The sequence below is a fragment of the Amycolatopsis methanolica 239 genome (assembly GCF_000739085.1).
Classification (GTDB): Bacteria; Actinomycetota; Actinomycetes; order Mycobacteriales; family Pseudonocardiaceae; genus Amycolatopsis_E; species Amycolatopsis_E methanolica.
The window spans coordinates 3392310-3418655 of the sequence record NZ_CP009110.1; the positions used below are offsets into that span (position 1 = coordinate 3392310).

The 26346-nt window shown below is 73.1% G+C and carries 26 protein-coding genes; 11 read left to right on the plus strand and 15 right to left on the minus strand.

Annotation, left to right across the window (positions count from 1 at the left end):
- Positions 1-37 precede the first annotated feature (37 nt).
- Complete coding sequence (locus AMETH_RS16380) at positions 38-2641, plus strand: winged helix-turn-helix domain-containing protein (protein ID WP_223843165.1); 2604 nt, start codon at positions 38-40, stop codon at positions 2639-2641.
- Here the strand turns inward: AMETH_RS16380 and AMETH_RS16385 are convergent.
- Entirely contained in the window at positions 2627-3238 is a 612-nt protein-coding gene (locus AMETH_RS16385) for an HdeD family acid-resistance protein (RefSeq protein WP_017982192.1), read from the minus strand. The genes AMETH_RS16380 and AMETH_RS16385 overlap by 15 nt on opposite strands.
- Before the next feature lie 250 nt (positions 3239-3488).
- Here AMETH_RS16385 and AMETH_RS16390 point away from each other — a divergent pair, with 250 nt between their 5' ends.
- The 3 genes from AMETH_RS16390 to AMETH_RS16400 are packed head-to-tail and all read left to right on the plus strand — an operon-like array spanning position 3489 to position 6290.
- Entirely contained in the window at positions 3489-3899 is a 411-nt protein-coding gene (locus tag AMETH_RS16390) for an SHOCT domain-containing protein (RefSeq protein WP_017982193.1), read from the plus strand.
- 32 nt (positions 3900-3931) lie between these two features.
- A complete protein-coding gene (locus AMETH_RS16395) occupies positions 3932-4516 on the plus strand; it encodes a potassium channel family protein (protein WP_017982194.1) in 585 nt (194 codons plus the stop codon).
- Positions 4476-6290, plus strand: coding sequence for a glycoside hydrolase family 15 protein (locus tag AMETH_RS16400; RefSeq protein WP_017982195.1), 1815 nt, complete (start codon positions 4476-4478; stop codon positions 6288-6290). Before AMETH_RS16395 ends, AMETH_RS16400 begins: the two co-directional genes overlap by 41 nt.
- Here AMETH_RS16400 and AMETH_RS16405 read toward each other — a convergent pair.
- The 3 genes from AMETH_RS16405 to AMETH_RS16415 are packed head-to-tail and all read right to left on the minus strand — an operon-like array spanning position 6265 to position 7794.
- Complete coding sequence (locus AMETH_RS16405; protein ID WP_017982196.1) at positions 6265-6531, minus strand: LapA family protein; 267 nt, start codon at positions 6529-6531, stop codon at positions 6265-6267. The genes AMETH_RS16400 and AMETH_RS16405 overlap by 26 nt on opposite strands.
- Positions 6515-7354: a YhjD/YihY/BrkB family envelope integrity protein gene (locus AMETH_RS16410; protein WP_017982197.1), complete on the minus strand. Its 840-nt coding sequence runs from the start codon at positions 7352-7354 to the stop codon at positions 6515-6517. Before AMETH_RS16410 ends, AMETH_RS16405 begins: the two co-directional genes overlap by 17 nt.
- Positions 7351-7794, minus strand: coding sequence for a DUF7144 family membrane protein (locus AMETH_RS16415; protein ID WP_017982198.1), 444 nt, complete (start codon positions 7792-7794; stop codon positions 7351-7353). Before AMETH_RS16415 ends, AMETH_RS16410 begins: the two co-directional genes overlap by 4 nt.
- A 110-nt stretch (positions 7795-7904) precedes the next feature.
- On the opposite strand from AMETH_RS16415, the gene AMETH_RS16420 reads away from it, so the two are divergent.
- From AMETH_RS16420 to AMETH_RS16435, 4 genes are read left to right on the plus strand one after another with little or no spacing between them, the layout of a single operon-like run.
- The gene (locus AMETH_RS16420) at positions 7905-9650 is read left to right on the plus strand and encodes an MFS transporter (RefSeq protein ID WP_038532168.1); all 1746 of its coding nucleotides are present in this window, start codon (positions 7905-7907) and stop codon (positions 9648-9650) included.
- 10 nt (positions 9651-9660) lie between these two features.
- Entirely contained in the window at positions 9661-10812 is a 1152-nt protein-coding gene (locus AMETH_RS16425) for an AI-2E family transporter (RefSeq protein WP_017982200.1), read from the plus strand.
- Positions 10813-10814: 2 nt separating this feature from the next.
- The gene (locus tag AMETH_RS16430) at positions 10815-11462 is read left to right on the plus strand and encodes an HD domain-containing protein (protein WP_223843166.1); all 648 of its coding nucleotides are present in this window, start codon (positions 10815-10817) and stop codon (positions 11460-11462) included.
- Positions 11443-11955, plus strand: coding sequence for a hypothetical protein (locus tag AMETH_RS16435; protein WP_017982202.1), 513 nt, complete (start codon positions 11443-11445; stop codon positions 11953-11955). Before AMETH_RS16430 ends, AMETH_RS16435 begins: the two co-directional genes overlap by 20 nt.
- Here the strand turns inward: AMETH_RS16435 and AMETH_RS16440 are convergent.
- The gene (locus AMETH_RS16440; RefSeq protein WP_017982203.1) at positions 11912-13648 is read right to left on the minus strand and encodes a SulP family inorganic anion transporter; all 1737 of its coding nucleotides are present in this window, start codon (positions 13646-13648) and stop codon (positions 11912-11914) included. The two genes, AMETH_RS16435 and AMETH_RS16440, sit on opposite strands and share 44 nt — an antisense overlap.
- 110 nt (positions 13649-13758) lie before the next feature.
- Between AMETH_RS16440 and AMETH_RS16445 the strand changes: the two genes are divergently transcribed.
- Complete coding sequence (locus AMETH_RS16445) at positions 13759-14703, plus strand: polyphosphate kinase 2 family protein (protein WP_017982204.1); 945 nt, start codon at positions 13759-13761, stop codon at positions 14701-14703.
- Between the two features lie 14 nt (positions 14704-14717).
- Positions 14718-17486, plus strand: a complete 2769-nt coding sequence (locus tag AMETH_RS16450; protein WP_017982205.1) for a cation-translocating P-type ATPase — start codon at positions 14718-14720, stop codon at positions 17484-17486.
- 56 nt (positions 17487-17542) lie between these two features.
- Here AMETH_RS16450 and AMETH_RS16455 read toward each other — a convergent pair whose 3' ends face one another.
- From AMETH_RS16455 to ribA, 4 genes are all read right to left on the minus strand, one after another.
- The gene (locus AMETH_RS16455; RefSeq protein ID WP_017982206.1) at positions 17543-18661 is read right to left on the minus strand and encodes an LLM class flavin-dependent oxidoreductase; all 1119 of its coding nucleotides are present in this window, start codon (positions 18659-18661) and stop codon (positions 17543-17545) included.
- A 233-nt stretch (positions 18662-18894) separates the two neighbouring features.
- Positions 18895-19848: a threonine ammonia-lyase gene (locus AMETH_RS16460; RefSeq protein ID WP_017982207.1), complete on the minus strand. Its 954-nt coding sequence runs from the start codon at positions 19846-19848 to the stop codon at positions 18895-18897.
- Entirely contained in the window at positions 19842-20618 is a 777-nt protein-coding gene (locus AMETH_RS16465) for an inositol monophosphatase family protein (RefSeq protein ID WP_017982208.1), read from the minus strand. The genes AMETH_RS16460 and AMETH_RS16465 overlap by 7 nt, the downstream gene beginning before the upstream one ends.
- 1 nt (position 20619) lies before the next feature.
- Entirely contained in the window at positions 20620-21219 is a 600-nt protein-coding gene (gene ribA, locus AMETH_RS16470) for a GTP cyclohydrolase II (protein ID WP_017982209.1), read from the minus strand.
- 53 nt (positions 21220-21272) lie between these two features.
- Between ribA and AMETH_RS16475 the strand changes: the two genes are divergently transcribed.
- The gene (locus AMETH_RS16475) at positions 21273-21965 is read left to right on the plus strand and encodes a creatininase family protein (RefSeq protein ID WP_017982210.1); all 693 of its coding nucleotides are present in this window, start codon (positions 21273-21275) and stop codon (positions 21963-21965) included.
- Here the strand turns inward: AMETH_RS16475 and AMETH_RS16480 are convergent.
- From AMETH_RS16480 to AMETH_RS16500, 6 genes are all read right to left on the minus strand, one after another.
- Positions 21886-22860: a lysylphosphatidylglycerol synthase transmembrane domain-containing protein gene (locus tag AMETH_RS16480; RefSeq protein WP_017982211.1), complete on the minus strand. Its 975-nt coding sequence runs from the start codon at positions 22858-22860 to the stop codon at positions 21886-21888. The two genes, AMETH_RS16475 and AMETH_RS16480, sit on opposite strands and share 80 nt — an antisense overlap.
- Positions 22857-23033, minus strand: coding sequence for a hypothetical protein (locus AMETH_RS37995; protein ID WP_017982212.1), 177 nt, complete (start codon positions 23031-23033; stop codon positions 22857-22859). Before AMETH_RS37995 ends, AMETH_RS16480 begins: the two co-directional genes overlap by 4 nt.
- A gap of 66 nt (positions 23034-23099) precedes the next feature.
- The gene (locus tag AMETH_RS16485; RefSeq protein ID WP_209436878.1) at positions 23100-23909 is read right to left on the minus strand and encodes an SAM-dependent methyltransferase; all 810 of its coding nucleotides are present in this window, start codon (positions 23907-23909) and stop codon (positions 23100-23102) included.
- Positions 23910-23916: 7 nt separating this feature from the next.
- On the minus strand, positions 23917-24960 hold the full coding sequence (locus AMETH_RS16490) for a glycosyltransferase family 4 protein (protein WP_017982214.1): 1044 nt from the start codon (positions 24958-24960) through the stop codon (positions 23917-23919).
- Positions 24938-25348, minus strand: a complete 411-nt coding sequence (locus AMETH_RS16495) for a 6-pyruvoyl trahydropterin synthase family protein (RefSeq protein WP_017982215.1) — start codon at positions 25346-25348, stop codon at positions 24938-24940. Before AMETH_RS16495 ends, AMETH_RS16490 begins: the two co-directional genes overlap by 23 nt.
- Entirely contained in the window at positions 25318-26331 is a 1014-nt protein-coding gene (locus tag AMETH_RS16500; RefSeq protein WP_017982216.1) for an MDR/zinc-dependent alcohol dehydrogenase-like family protein, read from the minus strand. Before AMETH_RS16500 ends, AMETH_RS16495 begins: the two co-directional genes overlap by 31 nt.
- Between the last annotated feature and the right edge of the window lie 15 nt (positions 26332-26346).

The window sequence follows — 26346 nt, forward strand, 5'->3', positions numbered from 1 at the left end:
TACCCGGCCTCGCTGTCCGGCCATAGTTTCTTCAGTCATGCAGCTGAAGGCGGCGAATCCCGCCGGCGGGCGGCGGTGGGGCGTCCCGCACACGAAGGTCGTGCCACCGCGGCTGCCGGGAAATTTCGTGCGACGCCCGGGGTTGTGCGAAAAGCTCGCCGACGCGGTGGCCACCAGCCCGGTCACGCTCGTCTGCGCACCGGCCGGGTGCGGGAAGACGTTGCTGCTGGCCGAATGGATGTCCACGCTGGCGCGGGACGCGGTGTGGGTTTCGCTCGACCACGACGACGACACCGCGCAGCACTTCCTGACGTCGCTGCGGTTCGCCATCGCCGAGCACGCGCCCGCGACGGTGGAACCCGCGCTGCGCCACCGGTCCGCGCCGCCCGGCGACGCCGCGGTGACCGTGGCCGAACTGCTCCAGGCGATCGAGGCGCTGCCCGGCAGGCTCGTCGTGGTGCTGGACAACGTCCAGGAAATCCCCGGCCGGGACGTCCTGCGGGTGCTCGCCGCGGTGATCCGACACCAGCCCCGCAACCTCCGGCTGGTGCTGGCCGCGCGGTCGGATCCGCTGCTGCCGCTGGCGAAGCTGCGCGTGCTGGGCCGTCTGACGGAGTTCCGCGCGGACGCGCTGCGGTTCGGGCGGGCCGAGGCGCGTGAGCTGCTCGACGGTTGCGGTGTCCGGCTCACCGAAGACCAGCTGCTGCGCCTGGTGAGCCAGACCGACGGCTGGGCCGCCGGGCTGCGCCTGGCCGCGCGTTCGCTGCGCACCATCCACGACCCGGACCGGTTCGTGCCGTACTTCGCCGGCCACGACCACGCCATGGCCGACTTCCTCACCGGCGAGGTGCTCGCGCACCTGCCTGGCGACGCCCGGGAGATCCTGGCCATGCTGAGCGTGAGCGACCGGGTGACGCCGCGACTGGCCGCGGCGCTGACCGGGCGCGACGACGTCGGCGGTCTGCTGGCCGGGCTCGAACGGGAGGGCGTGCTGGTCACCGCGGTCGAGGGCGAGCCTCCGTGGTATCAGTTGCACCCCCTGCTGCGGGCCTACCTGCGGACCGAGCTCGCGAGGCACCAGCCGGACCTGGTCACCGTGCTGCACCAGCGGGCCGCGCGGTGGTTCGCGGGCCAGGACCGGCCCCGGGAGGCGCTGTTGCACGCCGAGCAGACCGGCGACGAGCGCGCGGCCGCGGAACTGTTGCACGCCAAGGGGATGGACGTGCTGCTCGACGGCGGGCCCGGGCTCGTGCTGCGCGCGCTGGACGCCGCGGGGAGCGTTGTCGCGCGGGATCCCCGGCTCCTGCTCTTCGCCGCGCTGGCCCACCTCGAGCTCGGCGAGCTGTCCGCGGCCGAGTCGGACATCGCGCGCAGCTCCCGGGGGTGGCCCGAGCGGCCGGACGACCGGCTCGCCGAGCTCCGGCGGCTTGTGGTGTCCGCGCACGGGCTGGCCTGCGGCCGTGCCCCGGCGCCCGGCGGCGCCGGGGTGTGCCGGTCGGCCGCGGTGGAGGCGTGGGCACGCCTGGACCACGGTGTCGCGCTGCTCGCGGCGGGTGACCATGGCCGCGCCGCCGGCGAGCTGGCGGCCGCCGACCGGCTCAGCGACGAGCAGGACCTGCACTACCTGGAAGTGCACACGAAGGCGGCGCACGCCCTGCTGGCGGTGGCCGCAGGCGACGACGTCGCGGCCGCGGAGGCGAGCGAGCTCGCCCTCACCCTCGCCGGGCAGGGCACCTGGAAGCGCTCTCCGTGGCTGGCGGTGTGCCGCGCGATCCTCGGCTTCGCCCGGTTGCTGCGGACCGATCTGCGTGGCGCCCTGGATCTCGCGGCCGGCCTGGACGGCGCCGAGCCGAGCGCGCTGCGTTTCGCGGGCGGGGTCATCGAAGGCGTCGCCCGGTTCGACGGGGGCGACCGCACGGCGGGCCTGAAACTGCTGCAGGACAGCCGGAGCGCCCTCGCCGACGCGCCGGTGCCGCGACCGCTGGCCGCGATGGCGATGGCCCTGGAGCACCAGTGCGCGCTCGTCCTGGCTCAGGTCCCGCACGCCCGCGATGCCGCCGAGTGGGGCGCGCGACGGCTCGGCCCCGCGGCCGAGGTGCACCTCACCGTGGCGCGCGCCCGGTTCGCGCGCGGCGACGTGGACGGATCCGTACGCGCCCTGCGGGCGTCGCGGGAGCCGGGCGTGCCCCGGCTGGCCGCAGGTACGGAAACCGAACTGGCGCTGCTCGACGCCGCGACCGCCCTGCGGCTCGGCTGCCGCACCAAGGCCAGGGGAGCTCTCGAGGAGGCACTCGTCTCCGCCGTTCCGGCCGGGATCGTCCGCCCGTTCGCCTACGCCGACCCGGACGTGAAAGTGCTGCTGCGGGACCAGGTGGGCGGGTTCGGCGCGGCCGAGAGCTTCGCCGCGCGGGTGCGGGGAGTCCTGACCGAGGACGGCGCGGCGCCCACGGCGGTGCTGACGAACCGGGAACTGGTCGTCCTGACGCGCCTGACCTCACCGCAGCCCCTCGACGAGGTGGCCTCGGAACTGCGGGTGTCGGTGAACACGGTGAAGACACACGTGCGGGCCATCTACGCCAAGCTCGGCGTGAACAACCGGCGCGCGGCCGTGGTCGCGGCGCGGGAGCTAGGCCTCGGCTGAGCGGTGACCGTGGCGCGGGACCGCGCCGTGCTCCTCGCGGCGCACCTCCAATCCCCAGCCGAAGAGCAGCGCGCCGCCCAGCACCAGCTGCAGCCCGAGGATCCAGACCAGCACGACCAGGCTCGCCGAGGTGTAGGCGAGCACGAGGATGCCGGTGACCAGCGCGAGCGCCCCGCAGGCGACGCGCCAGGCGCTGCCGGTCTCCCGTTCGGCCAGCCCGTGCACGATCTGGACCAGGCCCGTGACCACCCAGAACATCCCGAGCAGCAGCGTCAGTGCCGCCAGCGTCGGGAACGGGTACCGCACGAAGACGATGCCAACCAGGATCGACAGCACGCCGGCGAGCATGGGCAGCGTGCGCTGCGCCGCGGACCGGTCCCCGGCGGACACCGCCGAGACGAGCCGGACGACACCGTCGACGATCGCGGAGATCCCGAAGACCACGGCGATGACCTTCAGCGTGGCTTCCGGCCAGGCGAGGACCACCGCGCCGGCGGCGATGGTCCCGACGCCGATCGCCATGACGGCCCCGGACGAGCCGGCCGCACTGGCGAGTGAGTGGACGGTCCCGCGTCGCGGGCTGGTGTTCGCGGTCATCGCGCCTCCTCGGTGGTGTCCTGGCGGCAGCGTCCTCCCGCGCGGGAGCGGGGAACTCACCCCGGCCGGGTGATGCCGCACCGGTCACCCGGAGTGACGCTGCCGGGGTGACCACGCGCGGGACGTGCGCATCGAGGCGCGGGCACCACGTGCGGGCGGCGCGCCCGGTGAAGCCGACGGGACGCCGGCCCCACGGGATGCGCCGTCCGCGGCGCGTGATCCCCAGCGGGTGTCGAGCAACGGAGGCGTCATGACACTGGCACAATCGGAGTACCCTTTCCTGGACTTGGTCTGGACCATGCTGGTGTTCTTCGGCTGGGTGATCTGGTTCTGGCTCCTCGTCGTCATCTTCGGCGATCTCTTCCGGCGCTCGGACGTCTCCGGGTGGGGCAAGGCGGGCTGGACCGTGCTCGTGCTGGTACTGCCCTTCCTCGGCGTGCTGATCTACCTCGTCGCGCAGGGCAAGCACATGGGCGAGCGCAGGCGGGCCGAAGCGGTCGCCGCGCAGAACCAGTTCGACGACTACGTCCGCAACGTCGCCCACAACGGTGGCGGGAACGGCGCGGCGAGCCAGATCGCCGAGGCGAAGAAGCTGCTGGACAGCGGCGCCATCGACGACAAGGAGTACCAGGACCTCAAGGCGAAGGCACTGGCCCGGTGAGACCGGCGCCCGGATGACCGGGGCGGTCCGGGATGACGCCCGGCGTGGGGGAGCGGGTACGGGCGCACCGGGGACGGTTCCTCGTCCTCGGTGTGCTCCGCCCCTCGCTGACCGTCGTGCTGCTGGTCACCGCGTACTACGTGCTCCCGGTGGGGGACCGGGTGCGCGGCGGCGGCGCGGTCTTCCTGGCCGCCGGGCTGGCGGTGGTGACGGCGGTGGTCGTGTGGGAGGTCCGCGCGATCCTGCGGTCGCCGTACCCGCTCCTGCAGGGTGTGCAGGCGCTGGCACTGGTGGTCCCGTTGTTCCTGCTCCTGTTCGCCGGGGCCTACCACAGCATCGAGCAGGTGCGGCCGGGCAGTTTCACCGGCCCGCTGAGCAAGACCGACGCCCTCTACTTCGTGGTGACGGTGTTCGCCACGGTGGGCTTCGGCGACATCACCCCGGTCGCGGAGCCGGCGCGGATCCTGGTCACCGTGCAGATGCTCGGTGACCTGCTCCTGCTGGGCCTCGGACTGCGGGTGATCCTCACCGCCGTGCGGCACGGCCGCGACCGCACGGAGAAGACCGGAGGAGACGATGACCGAGACCGCGATCTCCGAGCACGGGATGATCGGTGACCTGCACACGGTCGCGCTGGTGACGACGGACGGGTCGATCGACTGGTTCTGCTGTCCGCGCTTCGACTCGCCGAGCGTGTTCGGCGCGCTGCTCGACGACGAGCGCGGCGGCCGCTTCCGGGTGCGGCCCGCTGGCGATTTCACCAGCCGCCAGATGTACTACCCGGACAGCGCGGTGCTGATCACGCGGTTCTTCACCGCGGAGGGGGTCGGCGAGGTCGGCGACTTCATGCCGCCTGCTGGGGAGCACGCGACCGGCAACCACCGGATCGTGCGGCTGATCCGGTGCGTGCGCGGCCGGATGCGGTTCGAGGTCGAGCTGGCGCCGCGGTTCGACTACGGCCGTCGTCCACATCGGACGGAACTGGCCGGCGGGGGCGCGGTGCTCGACGGGGGTCCGGTGGTGCTCACCGTCCACCCGGTGCGCGAACCCGGTGACGAGCGGCTGGCCGAGGTGCGGGCGGCAGGCTCCGACCTGGAGATGTCGCTCGAGCTGTCCGCCGGGCAGGTCCGCGGCGTCGTGCTCGAAGCGGGCGCCGACGGGCCACCGCGGGAGATCCGGGTGGCCGAGGTCCGGCGGCTGTTCGAGGAGACGACCGCGTTCTGGCAGAACTGGCTCGCCGGTTCGTCCTACCGCGGCCGGTGGCGCGAGGCGGTGGAGCGGTCGGCGATCACGCTGAAGCTGCTCACCTACGCGCCGACCGGCGGGATCGTCGCCGCGCCCACCGCGGGGCTGCCCGAGCAGGTGGGCGGCGAGCGCAACTGGGATTATCGCTACACCTGGGTGCGCGACGCGTCGTTCTCGGTGTCCGCGCTGCTGGGGCTGGGGTTCGACGGCGAGGCGGAGCGGTTCGGCCGCTGGCTCGGCGACCGCGTGCGCGAGCGGGCAGGCGGGTCGTCCGGCCCGCTGAACATCATGTACCGGGTCGACGGTTCCAGCGATCTCAAGGAGGACGTGCTGGACCACTGGTCGGGCTACCGGGGTTCGCGTCCGGTCCGCATCGGCAACGGCGCCGCCGAACAGCTGCAGCTCGACATCTACGGCGAGGCGATGGACAGCCTGTTCGCAGGCGACCGGGCCGGGCTGCCGATCCCGCACCAGGGCTGGCAGGCCGTGCGCGACGTGCTCGACTGGGTGTGCGCCAACTGGGACCAGCCCGAGGAGGGCATCTGGGAGACGCGCGGCGGGCGGCGTCGGTTCACCTACGGCAGGCTGATGTGCTGGGTGGCGCTGGACCGGGGCATCCGGCTGGCCGCCGAGCACGGCAGGCCGGCCGACTGGCGGCGGTGGGCGGCGGAACGGGACGGCATCTACGAGCAGGTGCACGACCGCGGGTGGCACCCGGGGCGGCGCGCGTTCGTCCAGCACTACGAGACCGACGTGCTCGACTCCTCGCTGCTGCGCATGCCGCGGCTGGGGTTCGTCGCCGGGCGCGATCCACAGTGGCTGTCCACACTGGACGCGATGGCGGACGAGCTGGTTACCGACAGCCTGGTCTACCGCTACGATCCGGCCGCCTCACCCGACGGGCTGCGGGGTTCGGAAGGCACCTTCTCGCTGTGCACCTTCACCTGGGCCGACGCGCTGGCGCGGGCCGGGCGGGTGCGGGAGGCTCGCGGCGCGTTCGAGAAGATGCTCACCTACGCCAACCACCTCGGCCTGTTCTCCGAGGAGATCGCGCTGACCGGCGAGCAGATCGGCAACTTCCCGCAGGCCTTCACGCACCTCGCGCTGATCGACGCGGCCCTCACCCTGGACCGTGCCCTCGCTTAGCGCGGCGGGCACTGCGGCCCAGCAGCAGCCCGGCGAGCAGGCCGAGCACGAGGACACCCGCCAGCGCCGCCCACAGCGGGCCGGTGATGGTCGTGGTGAACACGCGGATGTCCACGGTCTGGCGGTTCTGCAGGACGAACGTCACGCCGAGCGCCACCAGCACCGCCGCGGCGATCAGCTTGACCGGGACCTTCCGCTTGGCCGGCGCCGTCTTGGCGGTGCCGTCAGGATGTGCTGTCATCGGAACTCCTCGGCAATCGGTCCTCCTGCTCCGACAGCAGGAGGTTGAGCAGGTGGGCCAGCACGACGAACCGTGCTATCAGCATGAGCCAGACGAGCGCGGCCGCCGCCACGCCGAGCGTTCCGTACAGTTCGGAGGCCCGGGACAGCTTGCTGGGCAGGAAGTGGACGGCGACGGCACGCAGGCCTTCCATCCCGAGCCCGAACAGGACGGCCCCGGGCAGGTACGCGCGGTAGGGCCCGGGCTGTCCCGCGCGCAGCAGCGGCAGCCCCAGCAGGACGAACACGCCGGTCATCAGCACCGACATCACCGCCGTGGGGAGGTGCAGGACGGCCTCCAGCAGTGGCCCGCCCAGGCACGCCACCAGGATCCCGAGCAGGACGGCCGTGTAGCGGCCCGCCCGGGCCAGTGCCGTGAAGTCGCGCGGGCAGCTGCCGGGGCGGACGCGGTTCGCGACGCCGTCCAGCGCCCGCCCGAGCGTGAACGACGCGATCGCGAGCGAGCCGACGCCCACCCCGAGTGCGATGAGCCTGCTCTGTTCCGCCTGCCGGCCCACGTTCTCCAGCAGGCTCGCGGTGAGCGGGCTGAGCCCGGTGGTCCGCACGAACTCGCCCAGGGTCGTCCCGGACCACCAGAACCCGAGGAGCGCGACGAGGATCAGGACGCACGGCAGCAGCCACACGAAGATCCGGAAGGCCAGCGCGGCGGCCAGCAGCGGGCCGGCGATCTCCAGGTCCCGCCGGAGCAGACGGCCGGTGAGCCGCACCGCGGGGAACCGGCCCGCCGCCGAGGCGAACCCCTCACGCGCGGCGGTGGTCCTCACTCCCGGCCGTGCGCGACGACCGCCCAGATCACGAGCACGTCGATGGCGATGACGATGGTGGACTGCACCGGTGCGACGTTGAGGAACGCCAGGTGCGACAGGGCGTTGAACCCGGCCAGCAGCACCGCCACCACGCGCGCCCACATCGCGCCGAAGCCGAGGGCGACCCCGGCGGCGACCGCGAGCACGCCGACCACGAGGTGGATCCAGCCCCAGCCGGTGAGGTCGACGACGAGGGTGCCCTCGGGGCCGACGACGTAGTGGTCGTCCGCGGCCAGCGCGACGATGCCCATCACCGTGGTGAACAGCCCGGCCAGGACCACCATCACGGCGCCGAACAGCAGCCACCCGCTGCCGCGTTCCTCCGTCACCCGGCCGAGCCCGGTGGCCCGCTGGGAACTCATGTAAGCCTGGTCGCGCAGGTACGCCTGATCCGCCATGGCCGCCTCCGATTCGCGGGAACCTCCGGTCACAGTGCGCCCTCGCGTCACGCCGCTCTTCGCCTGCGGCGGGTGAGCGCACCCGTTCGCGGCCCGGTTACCGTCCCCGGATGCGGACAACGGCTGCGACGCGGCGCCGCGGTGGCACGGTGCTGCTCACGCTCGCGGCCGGGCAGTTCCTGATGACCCTGGACACCTCCGTGATGAACGTGTCGATCGCGACCATCGCGAACGACCTGGGCACGACCGTCACCGGCATCCAGACCGCGATCACCCTGTACACGCTGGTGATGGCGATGCTGATGGTCACCGGCGGCAAGATCGGGGCGCTGATCGGGCGCCGCCGGGCGTTCGCGATCGGGTGCGTGGTCTACGGCTGCGGCTCGCTGACCACCTCGCTCGCCCCCGGGCTGGGGGTGCTCATCGTGGGCTGGTCGGTGCTGGAGGGGCTCGGCGCCGTGCTGATCATGCCCGCGATCGTGGCCCTGGTCGCGTCGAACTTCGAGCAGGCGCAGCGCCCGCGGGCCTACGGGCTGGTCGCCTCCGCCGGCGCGATCGCGGTCGCCGTCGGCCCGCTCCTCGGCGGGCTGGTGACCACTTACTTCTCCTGGCGCTGGGTGTTCGCCGGCGAGGTGCTGATCGTGCTCGTCATCCTGGTCCTGGCGCGCCGGATGGCCGACCCCGGGCGCGGCGAACGGCCCGCGCTCGACTTCGCCGGGACGACGCTGTCCGCCCTCGGACTGGGCCTGGTGGTGTTCGGCGTGCTCAGGTCGGGGACGTGGGGCTGGATCCTGCCCCGGCCGGATGCCCCGGCGCTGCTCGGGCTGTCCCTGGTCCTGTGGCTGGTGCTGGCCGGCGGGGTCGTGCTGTGGTTGTTCCTGCTGTGGGAGCAGCGGCGGGTCGCGCGCGGCCGGGAGCCGCTGGTGGACCCGGCGATGCTGGGCAACCGGCGGTTGCGCGCCGGCCTGACAGTGTTCTCCGGCCAGTACCTGATCCAGGCCGGGTTGTTCTTCGTCGTCCCGCTGTTCCTGTCCATCTCGCTCGGGCTGTCCACAGTGGAGACCGGATTGCGGCTGCTGCCGCTGTCGGTGACGTTGCTGGCCGCGGCGGCCGGGATCCCGAAGCTGTGGCCGCACATCTCGCCGCGCCGTGTGGTGCGGGCCGGGCTGGTGACGTTGTTCGTGGCGCTCGTGGCGTTCTTCGCCGCCCTGGACGCGGGCGCCGGTCCGGAGGTCACCACCGTCCCGATGCTGCTCGCCGGGCTGGGCATCGGCGCGCTGGCCTCCCAGCTGGGCAGCGTGACGGTGTCGGCGGTGCCCGACGAGAGCAGCAGCGAGGTCGGCGGGCTGCAAAACACCTTCACCAACCTCGGCGCCTCGCTGGGCACCGCGCTGGCCGGATCGGTCCTCATCGCGGTCCTCACGTCGTCGTTCCTCGACGGCATCCGCGACAACCCGGCCGTGCCGCCCCAGGTGACCGCGCAGGCCGAGGTGCAGCTGGCCGGCGGCGCGCCGTTCGTCTCGGACGCGGCGCTCGAGGCGAACCTGGCCGCGGCGGGGGTTCCGGCCCGGGCGGCGCGGGGCATCGTGGAGTCCAACCGGGACGCCCGCATCCAGGGCCTGCGAGCCGCGATCGCGGTGCTCGCGCTCGCGGCCATCGTCGCGGTGTTCTTCACCCGCCGCATCCCGGAGGAGCAGCCGGGCGGGTCACCCGGCGCGGGTGAGGACAGCCTCCCCAGCGGTCCGGGCGGGCACAGTGGTGGCGCTGACGGCGTCACGCGAGCCGGCGGGCTCGCCTCTCCGCCGGGAGCCGGATCGCCCGGCCGGGATGAGCAGCACCCGGTGCCGCCGCTCTAGCCTCCGGCGGATGGAGGAGCGGAACCCGCGGCTGTCGTCCGACGGCCTCGCGCCGTCCCGCGATCTGCTGCCGCGGGCGCTGGTGGTGCTGCTCGGCGCGGCCGCGGTGGTCGTGGTCGTCGCCGGGGTCCGCGCGGCGGCCTGGCTGGTCGGCCCGGTGTTCACCGCGCTGGTGATCGTGATCGCCGTGTCGCCGGTGCAGGACCGGCTCCGCCGCCGCGGGTGGCCCGCCTGGCTGACCACGGCGGTGCTCGTCGTCCTGGTCTACGGGGTCCTCGCGCTGCTGACGCTGGGGATCGTCGTCTCCCTCGGGCGGCTGGCCGGACTGGTGCCGCAGTACACGGAACAGGCCGCGCAGGTCGTCGGCGACGCCTCGGCGGGTCTGTCCCGGATCGGCATCGGACCGGACCAGCTGCGCGCCGCGGCCGAAACCCTCGACCTGGGCAAGCTCAGCGGACTGCTGAGCGCCCTGCTCGCCGACGTCGCGGGCCTGGTGTCGAACCTGGTGTTCCTGCTCGCGTTGCTGCTGTTCCTGAGCGTCGAAGCGGGCGGGGCGGGGCAACGGATCGCCGCGATCGCCACCGACCGGCCCGCCGTGAGCGCCGCGCTGCGCGGGTTCACCAGCGGCACCCGGCGCTACCTCCTGGTCACGACGGTGTTCGGGCTGGTCGTGGCGGCACTGGACGCGCTGGTGCTCGCGGTGATCGGCATCCCGCTCGCGCTGACGTGGGGGCTGCTGTCGTTCATCACCAACTACATCCCGAACGTCGGATTCCTGATCGGGCTGGCGCCGCCCGCGATCCTCGGCCTGCTGACCGGCGGCGTGGACCGGATGGTGCTGGTGATCGTCTGTTACGGCGTCATCAACTTCGTGCTGCAGTCGCTGATCCAGCCGCGGTTCGTCGGCGACGCGGTCGGGTTGTCGGTGACCGTGACGTTCGTGGCGCTGGTCTTCTGGGCGTGGCTGCTGGGGCCGCTCGGCGCGATCCTGGCGATCCCGATGACCCTGCTGGCCAAGGCGCTGCTCGTGGACCTCGATCCGCGCGCCCGCTGGGCGGACGTGCTGCTGCGGTCCGGGCCGCGCGGGCCACCGCAGTCCCGGCGCCGGGAGGCGCTGTTCTCGCGATGGCCGCACCGCGCGGCAGCCGGACGGAAGGAGTAGCGATGTCTCGCGTGTCGATGGGCCCTGGATCCGGCGTGGTGGCCGGGTACCACGACGGCATCCCGCTGGACCGGTGGGCGCGGGTCACGGCAGGCCGTCTGCTCGCCGACGAACAGCCGCGGCGGTGGGCGCACAGTCAGGGAGTCGGGCGCAAGGCCGAAGGCGCGGCGCTCGCGCTGGCGCCCGCCGACCGTCCGGTGCTGGTCGCCGCGGCCTGGTTGCACGACATCGGGTACGCCGCCGCTGTCCGGGGCGTCGGGTTCCACCAGCTCGACGGCGCGCGCTACCTCCGCCGTCTGGGCGTGCCGCCACGCGTATGCGCGCTCGTGGCCCACCACTCCGGCGCGGACGCGGTGGCCGCGCTGGTCGGTCTCGGGCCGCGGCTCGCGGAGTTCCCCGACGAACGCGGACCGGTCCGCGACGCCCTGTGGTACTGCGATCTGACCACCAGCCCGGACGGCCTGCCCGTGTCGTACCGCACGCGGCTGCTGGAACTGCGGGCGCGCCGCAGCCCGGACGATCCCGTCGTGCGCGCGCTGGCCGACAACGGCGAGGAGCGGGCGGCGGTGGTCCGGCGCACCGAAGACCTGCTGCTGTCCGTCCGATTCGGACACCGGGCGGAGGTGGACGGTGATCGGCGAACCGGCTGACCGGACCACCGTCGGGACGGCGGGCAGGCGACGCGCGGCCGGCATCTACGGGGCGATCGTCACCGCGGCGATCCTGACCGCCGTCGGCGAGCAACTGCCCACCGCGGCACTGGCGGTCGCCGTCGTGGTCACGCTCCTGGTCTACTGGTCCGCCGAGGAGTTCGCGGAGATCCTGGGGGAGCACACCTCCGGCGGGAGGCTGCCGACCCGGGCCCAGGTGTGGACGGAGCTGCGCGCCACGTGGCCGATGGTGACCGCGTCCTACGGTCCGCTCGCCGCGCTCCTGCTGGCCCGGCTGGCCGGCGCCACACCGCTCACGGCGGCGAACGTCGGGCTCGTGACCACGGTGGTGCTCCTGGTCGCCCATTCCTGGTCGGCGGCGCGGGCGGCGCGGCTGCGCGGGGTTCCGCTCGTGGTGGCCACCTGCGCGGCCGGGCTGCTCGGCGTGGTCATGATCCTGTTGAAGAACCTGGTTCTGCTGCACCTGCACTGACCGGGACCCAGCCGTTCCCGGTGCGGCGGCAGAACGCTTCCACTGCGGAGGAGACGGTGGGGTAGAAATGGTCCGGATCCAGCGTGCGGGTCAGCTCGTAGCGGTCGATCTTGCGCCGTACCGGGTCCTTCAGCTCGGCGAGCACGAGGTGCGTGCCGAGTGCGTTGAGCTCGTCGTCGAGGTCCCGCAGCATGTCCGCCGCCGTGGTGTCCACATCGGTCACCGGCTCGGCGGCGACGACGATCCAGTGCGGCGCCGGGTCGCGCGCCGCGAGACGGCGCACCGCCTCCCGGAAGGTCTTGGCGTTGGCGAAGATCAGCGGTGCGTCGAACCGGAAGATCACCAGACCGGCGGGCCGCCGCGCGTCCGGGTAGGACCGGACGTCGTGGTAGCCGGGCACCCCGTCGGCCTTGCCCAGTTCCGTCTGGTACGGCAGCCACGCGTGCCGGAACACGTTGAGGATCGACAGCACCACCGCGACCGCGATCCCGGGCAGCACGCCCAGCAGCGCGACGCCGAGGAGGGCAGCGGCCGACAGGAGGAACTCGGTCCGGCGTTGCCGCCAGAGCCGCACGGTGCCCCGGACGTCGGCGAGCGACAACGCCGCGGTGATCACGATCGCGGCGAGCACCGGCTGCGGCAGGTTCCGGAACAGGCCGGGCGCGACCAGGATCATGACCGTGATCAGGACGGCGCCGACGACGCCGGTCAGCTGGGTCCGCGCGCCGGCCTGCTGGGCGACCGCGGTGCGGGATCCGCTGGTGCTGACGGGGAAACCCTGGAACAGCCCGGCCGCGAGGTTCGCCACGCCGATGCCCGCCATCTCCCGGTTGCCGTGGACCTCCTGCCCGGTGCGGGCGGCGAACGCCGACGCCGTGGAGATCGTGTCGGCGAGCGAGACCAGCGCGATGCCCAGCGCCCCGGCGAACAGCGGAGCGAGGTCGGACAGGCCGATGTCCGGAATGGACAGCGGCGGGAAGCCCTTCGGCAGCACGCCGACCAGGTCCACGCCGCGTGCGGCCAGGTCGAACAGGGGGACCGCGGCGATCGCCAGCACGACCACGACCAGCACGGCGGGGATCTTGGGCAGCCAGCGCTGCAGCCCCAGGATCGCGGCGACGCCGCAGATCCCGACCGCGGCGGCGGCGCCGTTGACGTCGCCGCCGAAGATCCCCCGCGCCACGGCGCCGATCTCGGCGATGAGGCCGTCGGCGTCGACGCTGAACCCGCACAGCTTCGGCAGCTGTCCCACGACGATGGTCAGCGCGAGCCCGTTGAGGTAGCCGATCATCGTCGGCTTGGAGATGAGGTCCGCGATGAACCCCAGCTTGGCCACCGATGCGACGATCATGATGGCGGCGACCAGGATCGCGAGCATCGAAGCGAGGGCGACGGCACGCCCGGGGTCGCCGCCGGCCGCGACGAGCGGCAGGATCGTCGCGGCGATCATCGGTCCGAGCGAGGAATCCGGCCCCAGCACGAGAATCCGCGACGGCCCGAACACGGCGTACCCGAGCAGGCACAGGATGGACGTGTACAGCCCGGTGATGGCGGGCAGGCCGGCCAGCTCCGCGTACGCCATGCCCTGCGGCACCAGCAGGGTCGTGAGAACGACACCGGCCACGAGATCCTTCGCCAGCCAGCGGCGCTCGTACGACCTGATCTGCCGCAGACCGGGAACCCAGTGGGACATGACGCAAATCCTTCCCCGGCCGATGGTAACCGGACACGGGTTCGGCGAACCGGGGCCTCGGTCCCCACCGGAGGAGACGAAAGACCCTTGACGGAACAGGAGCCACCGACATGAACGACGTACGGGCCAAGCGGATCGCGAAGTTCATCGAGCCCTTCCGCGTCGAGCCGGGCTCGAAGGTGAAGCTGGACAGGGACTTCGACCCGGCGTTCAAGGCCGGGGTCACGAAGAAGCGGGAGGGCCGCGAGCTGTTGCGGACCGGTGTCGAACTGCTCGCCGAGTACCAGCGCAGGCTCGCGGCCCAGGGCACGCACGGTGTCCTGCTGTGCCTGCAGGCTCTCGACGCCGGCGGCAAGGACGGCACGATCCGGCACGTGATGAGCGGGGTGAACCCGCAGGGCGTGGCGGTGAGCAGCTTCAAGGTGCCGTCCACGGCCGAACTGGGGCACGACTACCTGTGGCGCTACGCCTGCCGTCTACCCGCCCGTGGCGAGATCGGGATCTTCAACCGCTCGCACTACGAGGAGGTCCTCGTGGTGCGCGTGCATCCGGAGCACCTGGACCGGCAGCGCCTGCCCGCCGGGTCGCTGGGCAAGGACCTCTGGGCCCGGCGCTACCGCGAGATCAACGACTGGGAGCGGTACCTGAGCGACAACGGGTTCGCCGTGGTGAAGCTGTTCCTCAACCTGTCCTGGTCCGAACAGCGGGCGCGGTTCCTCAAGCGCATCGACGTGCCCGAGCGGAACTGGAAGTTCTCCGCGGCCGACATCCGGGAGCGGGCGTACTGGAGCGACTACCAGCACGCGTTCTCCGAGATGCTGTCCGCGACGAGCACGGCGTGGGCGCCGTGGCACGTCGTCCCGGCGGACCGCAAGTGGTTCGCGCGCCTGTGCGCGGGCGCGGTGCTGGCGCACACGCTGATCGAGCTCGACCCCCAGTACCCGCGGGTGAGCAGCGAAGCCCGCGACGAGCTGCGGGACGCGCGGGCGAAACTCGTGGCCGAAACCGAACCGGCGCCCGCACGGCACGGGCGTGCCGCGGCCGGCCGGGCCTGAACGGAGGTGGCGACATGGTGCAAAGCTCCGGCACGCGGGCCGCGCCCGCCGGATCGTGGTGCACCCGCACGGCCGAGGACACCGCCGCGTTCTTCGGCGTCGACCCGGACCGCGGCCTGACCGCGGCACGCGCGGCGGAGTTGCTGCGCGCGAACGGTCCCAACGCGCTCCCCGAGGAGAAACCCCGCCCGGGATGGCTGCGATTCCTCGCGGAGTACCGCAGCTACATGCAAATGATCCTGGTCGCCGCCGCGGCGGTGTCGCTGGCGATCCAGCAGTGGACGACGGCGGTCCTGCTGGTGGTCCTGACCGTGCTTAACGCGGTCGTCGGGCTGCGGCAGCAGGGCAAGGCCGACAGCGCGATGAACGCGCTCAAGAAGATGATGAAGGCGACGGCGCGGGTCCGCCGTGACGGGCAGGAGGCTGTCGTGCCCGCCGAGGAACTCGTCGCCGGCGACGTCGTGCTGATCACGGCGGGCGACGAGGTGCCCGCGGACGGCCGGATCGTGCGGGCCGCCGCGCTGCAGATCGACGAGTCGGCGCTGACGGGGGAGAGCGTGCCCGCGGTGAAGAGCGCGGAGGTGCTCGACGGTGACCACTTGGGACCGGGGGACCAGGCGAACATGGCGTTCATGCACACACCGGTGACCCACGGCAGCGGCACCGTGGTGGTCACCGCGACCGGCGCGGGCACCGAGCTGGGCCGGATCTCCGGGATGCTGTCGGCCACCGAGCCGGAGCAGTCGCCGCTGACCAGGGAGCTGAACCGGCTCACGCTGTGGATCGCCGGGGCCGCCGGGCTGACCATGATCGTGATGTTCGTGCTCGGGCACAACCGGGGCCAGGCGTGGGACGCGTTGTTCGTCAGCGCGGTGTCGCTCGCGATCGCGGCGATCCCGGAGGCGCTGCCGACGGTGACGCAGACGATTCTGTCGCTCGGTGGTGTGGACCTGGCCAAGCGCAACGCGATCGTCAAGGACCTGCCCTCGGTCGAGACCCTGGGCTTCATCTCGGCGATCAACTCGGACAAGACCGGCACGCTCACGATGAACCAGATGACCGCGGTGGAGGTGGTGGACCCGGGCGACCGCTACACCGTGTCGGGCAGCGGGTACGACCTGGACGGCCGCATCCACCGGGTGGCTGGGTCCGCGGACGGCATCGGCGAGGCCATCCTGCCGTACCTCGTCGCCAGCGACGCGCGGCTGGTCGGTGGCAAGGTCGTCGGCGATCCCACCGAAGGCGCGCTGCTCGTGCTGGGGCACAAGGCCGGGATCGACGTGGAAGGCACCCGGGAAGCGCTTCCCCGGCTGGCCACGCTGCCCTTCGACCCGGCGTACAAGCTGATGGCGACCTTCCACCGGGCACCCAACGCGGCAGGCGAACCGGTGGTCCGGTGCTACGTCAAGGGTGCCGCGCCCGCCGTGCTGTCCCGCGCCGGCAGCGCACTGTCCGCTTCGGGCACGCTCGCCTGGGACGCGGACCTGTCCGCGCGGGCGCAGGCGCACCTGGAACGGATGGAGGGGCAGGGCATGCGGGTGATGGCCGCCGCCACGCGGGACATCGACCCCGCCGGGTTCGACCCGCACGGCGACCTGCTCGGCCACGTCACCGGCCTGAAGGTGACGAGCCTGGTCGGCATGGTGGACCCGCCGCGGGACACGTCGGCGGAGGCGGTCGCGAGCGCCCGCGCGGCCCACATCCGGGTGCGCATGGTCACCGGTGACGACGTGATCACCGGCGCCGCGATCGCCGCGCAGCTCGGCATCCCCGGACAGGCCATGCTGGGCGCGGACTTCGCGGCGCTGCCCGAAGCGGAAAGGATGAGCCGCATCGACGACATCGGCGTGCTGGGCCGGGTCGCGCCCGAGCACAAGGTGCTGCTCGCCGAAACGCTGAAGAAGAAGGGCGACGTGGTGGCGATGACGGGGGACGGGGTCAACGACGCGCCCGCCATCAAGGCCGCGGACATCGGCATCGCGATGGGCAGCGGCACCGAGGTGGCGAAGAACGCGGGCCGGATGGTGCTCTCCGACGACAACTTCGCCACCATCGTGTTCGCGGTCGAACAGGGCCGCAAGATCTACGACAACCTGACCAAGTACATCCGGTTCGTGCTCGTCCTGCTGGTCGTGTTCGTGCTGACCTTCCTCGGCGCGGCGCTGTTCGGCATCGCCGCCGGGGAGCCGTTCAACCCGGCGCAGGTGCTGTGGATCCACTTCTTCGTCAACGCGGCGTTCGGCTTCGCGCTCGGGTTCGACCGGGAGAGCCCGGGGCTGATGAACCGCACGCCACGACCGCGGGGCTCGTCGGTGCTCAGCCGTGGCGTGGTGGTCACGGTCGGGGTGTCCGGGCTGGTGATCAGCGCGATGCTGCTGGCCGTGCTGTACCTGGGCGCGGACCGGTTCGATCCGGCGGTGGCCAACTCGATCGCGTTCACCACGTTCGCGTTGTGCCTGATCGTGGCGGGGCTGGAGTGCCGCAACGAGACGGCGTCGGTGCTGACCCCCTCGACGTTCGACAGCAAGCAGCTGAACTGGGCGGTGTTCGCCGAGTTCGTGCTCGCGGTGCTGGTCACGCAGGTGGACGGCTTCCAGCGCCTGCTGGGCACCACCGAGCTGACGGCGCTGCAGTTCGGCTGGGCGCTGGTGCCGCCGGTGGTGCTGCTGGTGCTGTGGGAGCTGGGCAAGCTGGCGGCGCGGCGGTGGGCCGGGCAGCCGGCAGCCGGGCGCCGGGACGCCGTGCCCGCGGTGGCCCGTCACCGGGCGCAGCCGAGTTCGTGACGACCGGACCGGCTGGGCTTCGCCGCGCCGGGGCCGGTTGCCGGTTGCCGGCCGGGTCAGCTGACCGCGGGAGCCCCGGCTTTGTCCTCGGCGGCCTTGGCCCGCGCGGCGGCGACCCGCTCGGCGTGGCTGGGCGGGTTCGCCGGCACGTGCTCGGGGCGCTTGGCCTCCATCTCCTTGCGCAGCACCGGAACGACCTCCTCGGCGAGCAGGTCGATCTGCTCCAGCACGGTCTTCAGGGGCAGGCCGGCGTGGTCGATGAGGAACAGCTGGCGCTGGTAGTCGCCGACGTCCTCGCGCATGCTCGCGTACCGGTCGATCACCTGCTGCGGGCTGCCGACCGTCAACGGGGTCGTCGCGGTGAAGTCCTCCATCGACGGGCCGTGGCCGTAGACCGGGGCGTTGTCGAAGTAGGGGCGGAACTCGTTCCACGCGTCCTGGGAGTTCTTGCGCATGAAGACCTGCCCGCCGAGCCCGACGATCGCGGTGTCGGCCGGGCCGTGCCCGTAGTGCTCGAAGCGCTGGCGGTAGAAGCGCACCATCTGCTTCGTGTGCGACATGGGCCAGAAGATGTTGTTGTGGAAGAAGCCGTCGCTGTAGTAGGCGGCCTGCTCGGCGATCTCCGGGCTGCGGATCGAGCCGTGCCAGACGAACGGCGGGACCCCGTCGAGCGGGCGCGGGGTGGCGGTGAAGCCGCGCAGGGGGGTGCGGAAGTTGCCCTCCCAGTCGACCACGTCCTCCTCCCAGAGGCGGCGCAGCAGGGCGTAGTTCTCGATCGCCAGCGGGATGCCCTGGCGGATGTCCTGGCCGAACCACGGGTAGACCGGGCCGGTGTTGCCGCGGCCCATCATCAGGTCCATCCGGCCGCCCGAGATGACCTGCAGCATGGCGTAGTCCTCGGCGATCTTCACCGGGTCGTTGGTGGTGATCAGCGTCGTCGAGGTGGACAGGATGATGTCCTTGGTCACGCCGGCCAGGTAGCCGAGCATGGTGGTGGGCGAGGACGCGACGAACGGCGGGTTGTGGTGCTCGCCGGTGGCGAAGACGTCGAGCCCGGCCTGGTCGGCGTGCTGGGCGATGGTCAGCATCGACCGCACGCGCTGGGTGTCGTCCGGAGTTTCGCCGGTCGTCGGATCCGTGGTCACGTCGCTGACGGAGAAGATCCCGAACTGCATGACAGCCTCCTGCTGATCTGGTGTTCGGCCGGTAAAACGTCTCGCGCGGAAGAATATTCCTGGCGAGACTATCAGTGGCCCGATCCGGACGCCGGTGACCGGTGGACCACAGCGCCGCTCCGGGGAGGCTGGCCGGCGCGGTTAGCGGTTGGCGGCGAAGTGGTGCCTGCGGCCGGCCGCCGGTGGGCAGGTCGGCCGCTGGCCAGGGCTCCTCGCCGGTGCGGCGATCGCGGCTAACGGCTGGTCCAGCGCCGATGAGTGTCCGGGTCCACGTTGCTCCCGCAGATGATCGTGACCACGTGCCGCCCGGCGAAGCGCTCGCGGTCCTCCAGCACCGCGGCCACCCCGAGCGCCGCCGACGGCTCGACCACCAGGCCGGCGTGGTCGAGCAGCAGCCGCATCCCCGTGGTGATCGACTCCTCGCGCGCCAGGACCGCGTCGTCGGCCACCTGCAGCAGGTCGTCCAGCACCTCCGGGATCGGGAAGCGACCGGCGACGCCGTCGGCGATCGTCTCCGCCGACTCCGTCGTCACGACCCGCCGCTGCCGCCAGGACAGGGTCATCGCGGGCGCGCCCAGCGGTTGCACGCAGATCACCTCGACCCCGGGCGCGAGCGCCTTCAGCACGTGCCCCACCCCGGTCGCCATCGCCCCGCCGCCCAGGGCGATCAGGACGACGTCGGCCGACGGCGCCTGCTCCACCAGTTCCAGGCCGATCGTCGCCGCGCCCTCGCACGTTTCGAGGTCCAGGCTGTCTTCCACCAGCCGGATGTCGTGGTGCCGCGCGATGTCCGCCGCCTGTTCCCGTGCCCGCTCGAAGTCGCCGTCCACCAGCTCCAGCCGCGCGCCCAGCGCCCGGATCCGGTCGAGCTTCGCCACCGGCGCGGACCGCGCGGCCACGACCGTGACGTCGAGCCCCCGGCGGCGGCCGGACCAGGCCAGCGCCTGCCCGAGGTTGCCCGCGCTCGCGCACACCACCGCACCCGAGCCGAGCGCGTCAGCGATCACCTCGGTCCCGCGGCCCTTGAAGCAGCGCACCGGGTTGGCCGTTTCGAGTTTGATGCCGACCGCGCAGGCGAGGACGGGTTCCAGCGCGTCGCAGCGGTAGCACGGGGTGTCGAGGAACACCGGGTCGATCACGGTGCGGGCGGCCCGGATCCGGGCGGTGTCGAGTCGCGTCGTCAGCACGCGCGCAACAGTTCCAGCACCACGTCCCGCAGCCCCGGAGCCAGTGCGATCGTCGACGCCGAGGACACCGTGTGGTCGCTGCCGTCGGCGTCCAGGACCAGCCCGCCCGCCTCCCGCACCAGCAGCACGCCCGCCATCGTGTCCCACGGCAGGTTCGACAGGATGATCGTCGCGTCCAGGCGGCCGTGCGCGACCCACGCCAGGTCGGCCGCGGCGGTGCCGATCATCCGCACCCGTTCCGCCCGCGCGCCCAGCTGCTCCAGCAACGCCAGCCGCAGCCGGTTCTTCGGCCCGGCGTCCGCGCCCACGGCGAAGTCGCCCAGCGACACCATCGCGTCGGCCAGCTCTGACGCCCCGGAGACGGCGATCCGCGTGTCCCCGGCGAAGGCGCCGTAGTGCTCGACCGCGGTGTAGACCGTGTCGAGGAACGGCAGGTCGATCGCCGCCACCACGCTGCGCTCGCCGGACACCAGAGCCAGCGAGATCCCGGTGAGTGGGATGCCGCGCGCGAAGTTCGCCGTCCCGTCGACCGGGTCCAGCACCCACCACAGCGCGCCCCGCTCGCCGCCGTGCTCCTCGCCGACCAGCCCGATGTCCGGCGTCTCCCGTGCGAGGAACTCCCGCACCGCCTCCTCGACCGCCAGGTCGATGTCGGTCACCAGGTCGCGCTCGCTCTTCGCGGTCACCGACCGCGGCGCGCGGGAGGTGACGATGCGCCGCCCGATCGCGACGGCTTCCCTGGCGACGGGCAGCAGGCTCAGGTGGTCCACGTCAGTGCTCCGCGACGTCGAAGGTGTCCACCTGCGGCAGGACGTGCCCGAGGCGGTCGCGCTTGGCGGTCAGGTACCGGATGTTGTCCGGGCTGGCCGGCGCCAGCAGCGGGACCCGTGCCGACACGCGGATCCCGTTCGACTCCAGCGCCGCGATCTTGTCCGGGTTGTTGGACATCAGCCGCACCGACCGCACGCCCAGGTGGCGCAGCACCCGCGCGGCGGGGCTGTAGTCGCGCACGTCGACCGGCAGCCCGAGGCTGGTGGCCGAGTCGACCGTGTCCAGCCCTTCGTCCTGCAGCACGTGCGTGCGCACCTTCGCCACCAGTCCGATCCCGCGTCCCTCGTGCCCGCGCAGGTACACCAGCACTCCGCTGCCTTCGCACACGATGGCGTCCAGCGCCGCGTCCAGCTGTTCACCGCACTCGCAGCGCACCGCGCCGAACACGTCGCCGGTGAGGCACTCCGAATGCACCCGCACCAGCACGTCGTCGCGGCGCAGCCGTCCGTGGGCGAGCGCCAGGTGCTCGGCGCCGTCCCGGAACGCCACGCTGCGGAACTTGCCGCGCCGGGTGACCAGCGTCGATTCGGCGATCTCCATGGGTTCCCCTCGTCGTCGACCGGGAACTTGCCCTACCCGGTATACCTGATCTGATGAATCCGCTGCCGCCGGACACCACCGACGACGTGCGCGGGGCCGCCGTGGCGGTGCTGCCCGTCGGGAGCCTGGAACAGCACGGCCCGCACCTGCCGCTGACCACCGACACCCTGATCGCCTGCGCGGTCGCGTCGCGGATCGCGCAGGACCACGGCTTCTGGCTGCTGCCGCCGGTCACGGTGTCCTGCTCGCACGAGCACGCCGCGTGGCCGGGCACGGTGAGCATCTCGGTCACCACGCTGGTCGCGGTGGTCGAGGACATCGCCACGTCGCTGCGGGCCTCCGGGGTGGGCAGGCTCGTGCTGGTCAACGGGCACGGCGGCAACCACGTCCTGGCCAACGTCGTGCAGCAGGCCGGCGGCTCGATGGTGCTGTTCCCCACCTACGGCGAGTGGCAGGAGGCGCGCGCGGCGGCGGGTGTGCGCACCTCCAACGACGAGGACATGCACGCCGGCGAGCTGGAGACTTCGATCCTGCTCTGCGCCGCCCCGGAGGTGGTCAGACCGGGCTACGAGACCGCGGACTCGGCACCCGGCGATCTGCGCCACCTCCTCTCGCTCGGACTGGCCCCCTACACGGAATCGGGCGTGGCCGGTCATCCGTCACTGGCTACACCGGAGAAAGGCCGGAAGGTGCTGGACGCGCTGGCCCGCGCGTTCCGGGCGCACCTGCCCCTTCTCGCCTCCTGAGCGCCAGGACCCCCGGCAGCGCCGCGACGAGCGAGAGCACCCCGTAGACGACAGCGGTGGTGACGCCCGCGCCCGCGCCGAGGCCGGTGGCCCCGAAGGCGACCGCGGTGAACCCCTCGCGCGGCCCCCAGCCGCCGATGTTGAGCGGCAGCGCCATGACGACCAGCGCGAGCACGACCAGCGGGACGAGGGTGGTCACCGGCGCGGTCACCCCGGCCAGCCGCGCGGCGAGGACGAACATCGCGACGTGCCCGGCGATGGTGAGCGCCGACAGCGCCACGATCCCCGCCGCGGTGGGCCCGCCGAGCAGGCCGCGGGCGTCGGCGAGGGTCCGGGTGGCCGCGCCGCGCCAGGCCGGTTTCGCGGCGAGCAGCCCGGCGACCACGAGCGCGGCACCCAGCAGGACGAGCAGCCCGGGGCCGGTGGACAGGCCCGGCAGCAGGTCCGGGTGGAGGGCCAGCACGGTGACGCCGGCGACGAGCAGCACGGCCTGCCCGGCGAACCGTTCGAGCACCACGGCGCGGACGCCGCGGCCCACGTCGCCGGAGTCGTGGCCGTGGCTGACCGCGCGGTCGACGTCGCCGAGCACTCCGGCGGGCAGCACCGAGTTGAGCAGGGTCGAGCGGTAGTAGGCGGCGACCGCGGCCGGCAGCTGAAGCGGCAGGCCGAGGCCGCGGGTGACGAGGACCCATCGCCCGGCGGCGGTGACGGTGGTCAGCAGCCCGATCGCCAGCGCGAGCACGACCGATTCCGTGTCGATGAGCCCCAGCCCGGTGAGAAACGCGCCGCTGCCGACCTTCCAGAACAGGGTGGCGAGGATGCCGGCCGCGGTGAGCAGGCGCAGCCACGGCCACAGGCGGGCTGTCGGTGCGCGGGCGGCGGTGGGAGTGGTCATCGGGCTCCGTTCAACAGGGGGAGCACGCCCGATTGCGCGTTGATGAGCTCCAGCCCGGTGAGGAACACCCCGGCGCCGGCCTGCCCGGTGAGGGTGGCGGGGATGGCGGCTGTGGCGAGTGAGTGCAGCCAGGGCCAGAGGCGGGCCGCTGTCCTGGCGGTGGGGGTGGTCATCGGGCTCCGATCGTGCGCGTGGGCGTGGCCGATCGGGGTCGCTGAGCCGCGGTCTGGTGCGGGTCGTCATCGGGCTCCGATCGCCAGCAGGTCGGTGTGGTGCACGACCACCTCGAGTTCGCCCGCGGCGCAGGCGGCCAGCCGCCGCCGGGTGTAGGCCTCGGTGTCCAGCCACGGTTCCTGCCGGCGGGCGGCGGCGACCCAGCCGCGCAACCACTGTTCGGTCAGCTCACTCTGGTCCGGCCCGAGCCGCCACGGGCTGGGGGCGCGGTGCACGGTCGCGCCGAGCTGCTCGAACGCCCAGGTCGCCACCGTGACCGCGTCCGGGCCGAGCAGCTCGCCGCGCCGCTGGTGCGCGTTGAAGGCCACGGCGAGGTCGGCGTCGAGCGGGTCCGCGGGCGTCAGCTCGACCCGCCCGGCGACCGACAACGTCAGCAGGGCCGCGCACCCCGCCGCGGCGCACGCGCCGGCGATCGTGTCCACGTCGGACGGTGTCAGCAGGTCCAGCAGCGCCGACGCGGTGAGCAGCGAGGTGCCGGTCAGGTCCAGGCCGGCGAGCTCCCCGCAGCGGGTCTCGAACGTCGCCCCCCGGACGGAGGCGCGGACGAGCAGGCCGGGGTCGCGGTCGTGCAGCACCCAGTGCTGCGGGACGCCCAGCCGCGGCGCCAGCCAGCGGCCCACCGACCCGGTGCCGGAGCCGAGGTCCTGGACGACCAGCGGGGCGGGACGTCCGGCCAGCCACCGCCGGAGCGGGGTGAGCAGCTCCGGCGCCCGCGCGGCCGCGTCGGCGGGTTCGCGCAGCGCCAGCCAGTCCGGTGCGCAGCGGGTCGTGTCCGTGCTGCCGGGTCCGGCGCCGTCCCATCGGTCGTGTGCCACACCCTTGTCACGGGCGCGCACCCGGTTCCGGTTCAAACAGGATCCGGTCCATCACCCGCGCGGTGGTCGTCCACGGCAACAACCCGTCGCGCCGGGACCGCGCCGCCCGGCGCAGGGCCGACCGCGTTCCCGCCGAGGTCAGCCACGAGCGCAGGGCCCCGGCCAGCGCGTCCACGTCGCCGGGCGGCACCACGGTCCCGGGCGGTGTGCCGTCCGCCGCCCGGCCGAGCGCCTCGGTCTCCACCGAGGTCAGCACCGGAATCCCGCGCGCCAGCGCCTCCGTCACCACCATTCCGTACGTCTCCGACCGCGACGGCAGGACCAGCAGCCCGGCCCGCGCGTAGGCCTCCTCCAGCGCCGTCCCGGTCAGCGGCCCGGGGATCGTCACACGCGCCGTCAGCTCGTGCCGCGCCACCAGGTCCCGCACCCTCGCGGCGAACGCGGGGGAGCGGTGCACCGGCCCGACCAGGCGGCACGCCCAGTCCAGATCCGCCACCGCGGCGAGGGCCTCGACCAGCATGTCCTGCCCCTTGTGCGGGGTCAGCGACGCCACGCACAGCAGTTCCTCACCCGACGACAGCGGCGCGGGATCCGTGCCCGGCGTGACCACGTGCACCCGGTCGCGGGGCAACCCGTGGCGGCGCACCAGCCGCGCGGCCGTTCGCGCGCTGGGCGTGACCACCGCCGAGGCCGCCCGCAACGTCGAGCGCTCCAAGGCGTCCAGCTCCGCGTGCGCCCCGGTCTCGTCGGCCAGCGGCATGTGCACCAGCACCACCAGCCGCAGCCGCGCGGCGTGCGGCACCACGACGTCCGGCACGCCGCACGCCACCAGCCCGTCGATCACCACCAGCGACCCCGGCTCGGCGGCCGCCAGCGCGCGGTCCAGCGCGGCACACGCCGCCGGGGAGGGGTGCGGCCACGACCCGTCGACCGCGACCTCCCGCACCGGCCTGCCCAGCGCGGTCAGCTCGCGGCTGATCCGCCGGTCGTAGACGTTGCCGCCGCTGGGCAGTTCCGGATCGTCGACGTCACCCGGCAGGATGAAGATCACGGTCGTAACTCGCCCACGCCACGTGCGATTCGCGCAGTGTCACCGAAATCCCCGCCAGCCCGTGCGCGCCCGCGCCGAGCGCACCCGAGTGCACGCGGTCGGCGAGCCGGTCGGCGATCACCTTCGCCAGGAACTCCGTGGACGTGTTGACCCCGGCGAACTCCGGCACCTCGTCCAGGTTGCGGTAGTTGAGGTCGGCCAGCACGGCGCCCAGCTGCTGGGTGGCCAGCCCGATGTCGACGACGATGTTGTCCGCGTCCAGTTCGGCGCGGCGGAACGTCGCGTCCACCACGAACGTCGCGCCGTGCAGGCGCTGCGCGGGGCCGAACACCTCGCCGCGGAAGCTGTGGGCGACCATCACGTGGTCGCGGACGGTGACGCTGAACAAGAGCTCTCCTCGGGGTAGGCGACGCGGTGGCACAGCGCGGGGATCGCGCCCGAGGCCAGCCCCGGCATGACCGAAGGCAGGTCCTCGAACACGCACTCCCCGGTGATCAGGGTGTCGAACACGGGGTCGGCGAGCAGCTCCAGCGCCAGCGCGAGCCGGTCGCCGAAGCTGCGCTGGGACCGCCGGGCCGGGGACACCATGCCGACCTGGCTGCCGCGAATCGTCAGCCGCCGCGAGTGGAAGAACTCGCCGAGCGGCACGCTGACCCGCCGGTCGCCGTACCAGCTCAGCTCGAGAACCTCGCCCTCCGGCGCCACCAGCTCCAGCGCCCTGGCCAGGCCCGCATCGGTCCCGCTCGTGTGCACCACGAGGTCGCAGCCGTCGGTGGCGTCGCCAGGCAGGGCGAACCCCACGTCCAGCGCGGCCGCCACCGCAGCGCGCGCCGGATCCACGTCGACCAGCTGCGCCCGCACCGCCGGGAACCGCGCCAGCAGCGCCGCGACCGCGCAGCCGACCATTCCGCCGCCGACCACGGCCACCCGGTCGCCGAGCAGCGGCGCGGCGTCCCACAGCGCGTTCACCGCCGTCTCCACCGTGCCGGCCAGGATCGCCCGTCCTGGGGGCACCGCGTCCGGCACCGGCGTGACCGCGCTCGCCGGGACGACGAACCGGGTCTGGTGCGGGTAGAGCGTGAACACCGTGCGCCCGGCCAGTTCCGGCGGCCCGTCCTCGACCACACCGACGTTGAGGTAGCCGTACTTCACCGGCCCCGGGAACCCGCCCTCCTGGAACGGTGCGCGCATCAACTCGTGCTGGCTCACCGGGACCGCGCCGCGGAAGACGAGCGTCTCGGTGCCCCGGCTCACGCCCGAGAACAGCGTCCGGACCTCGACCTCGTCCGGCCCGCGCGCGGGCAGCGGGACCGTCCGGACCTCGCCCGGGCCCGGCGGGTTGAACCAGAAGGCCCGTGCGGCACGTGTCATGGGCACACCTCCGGC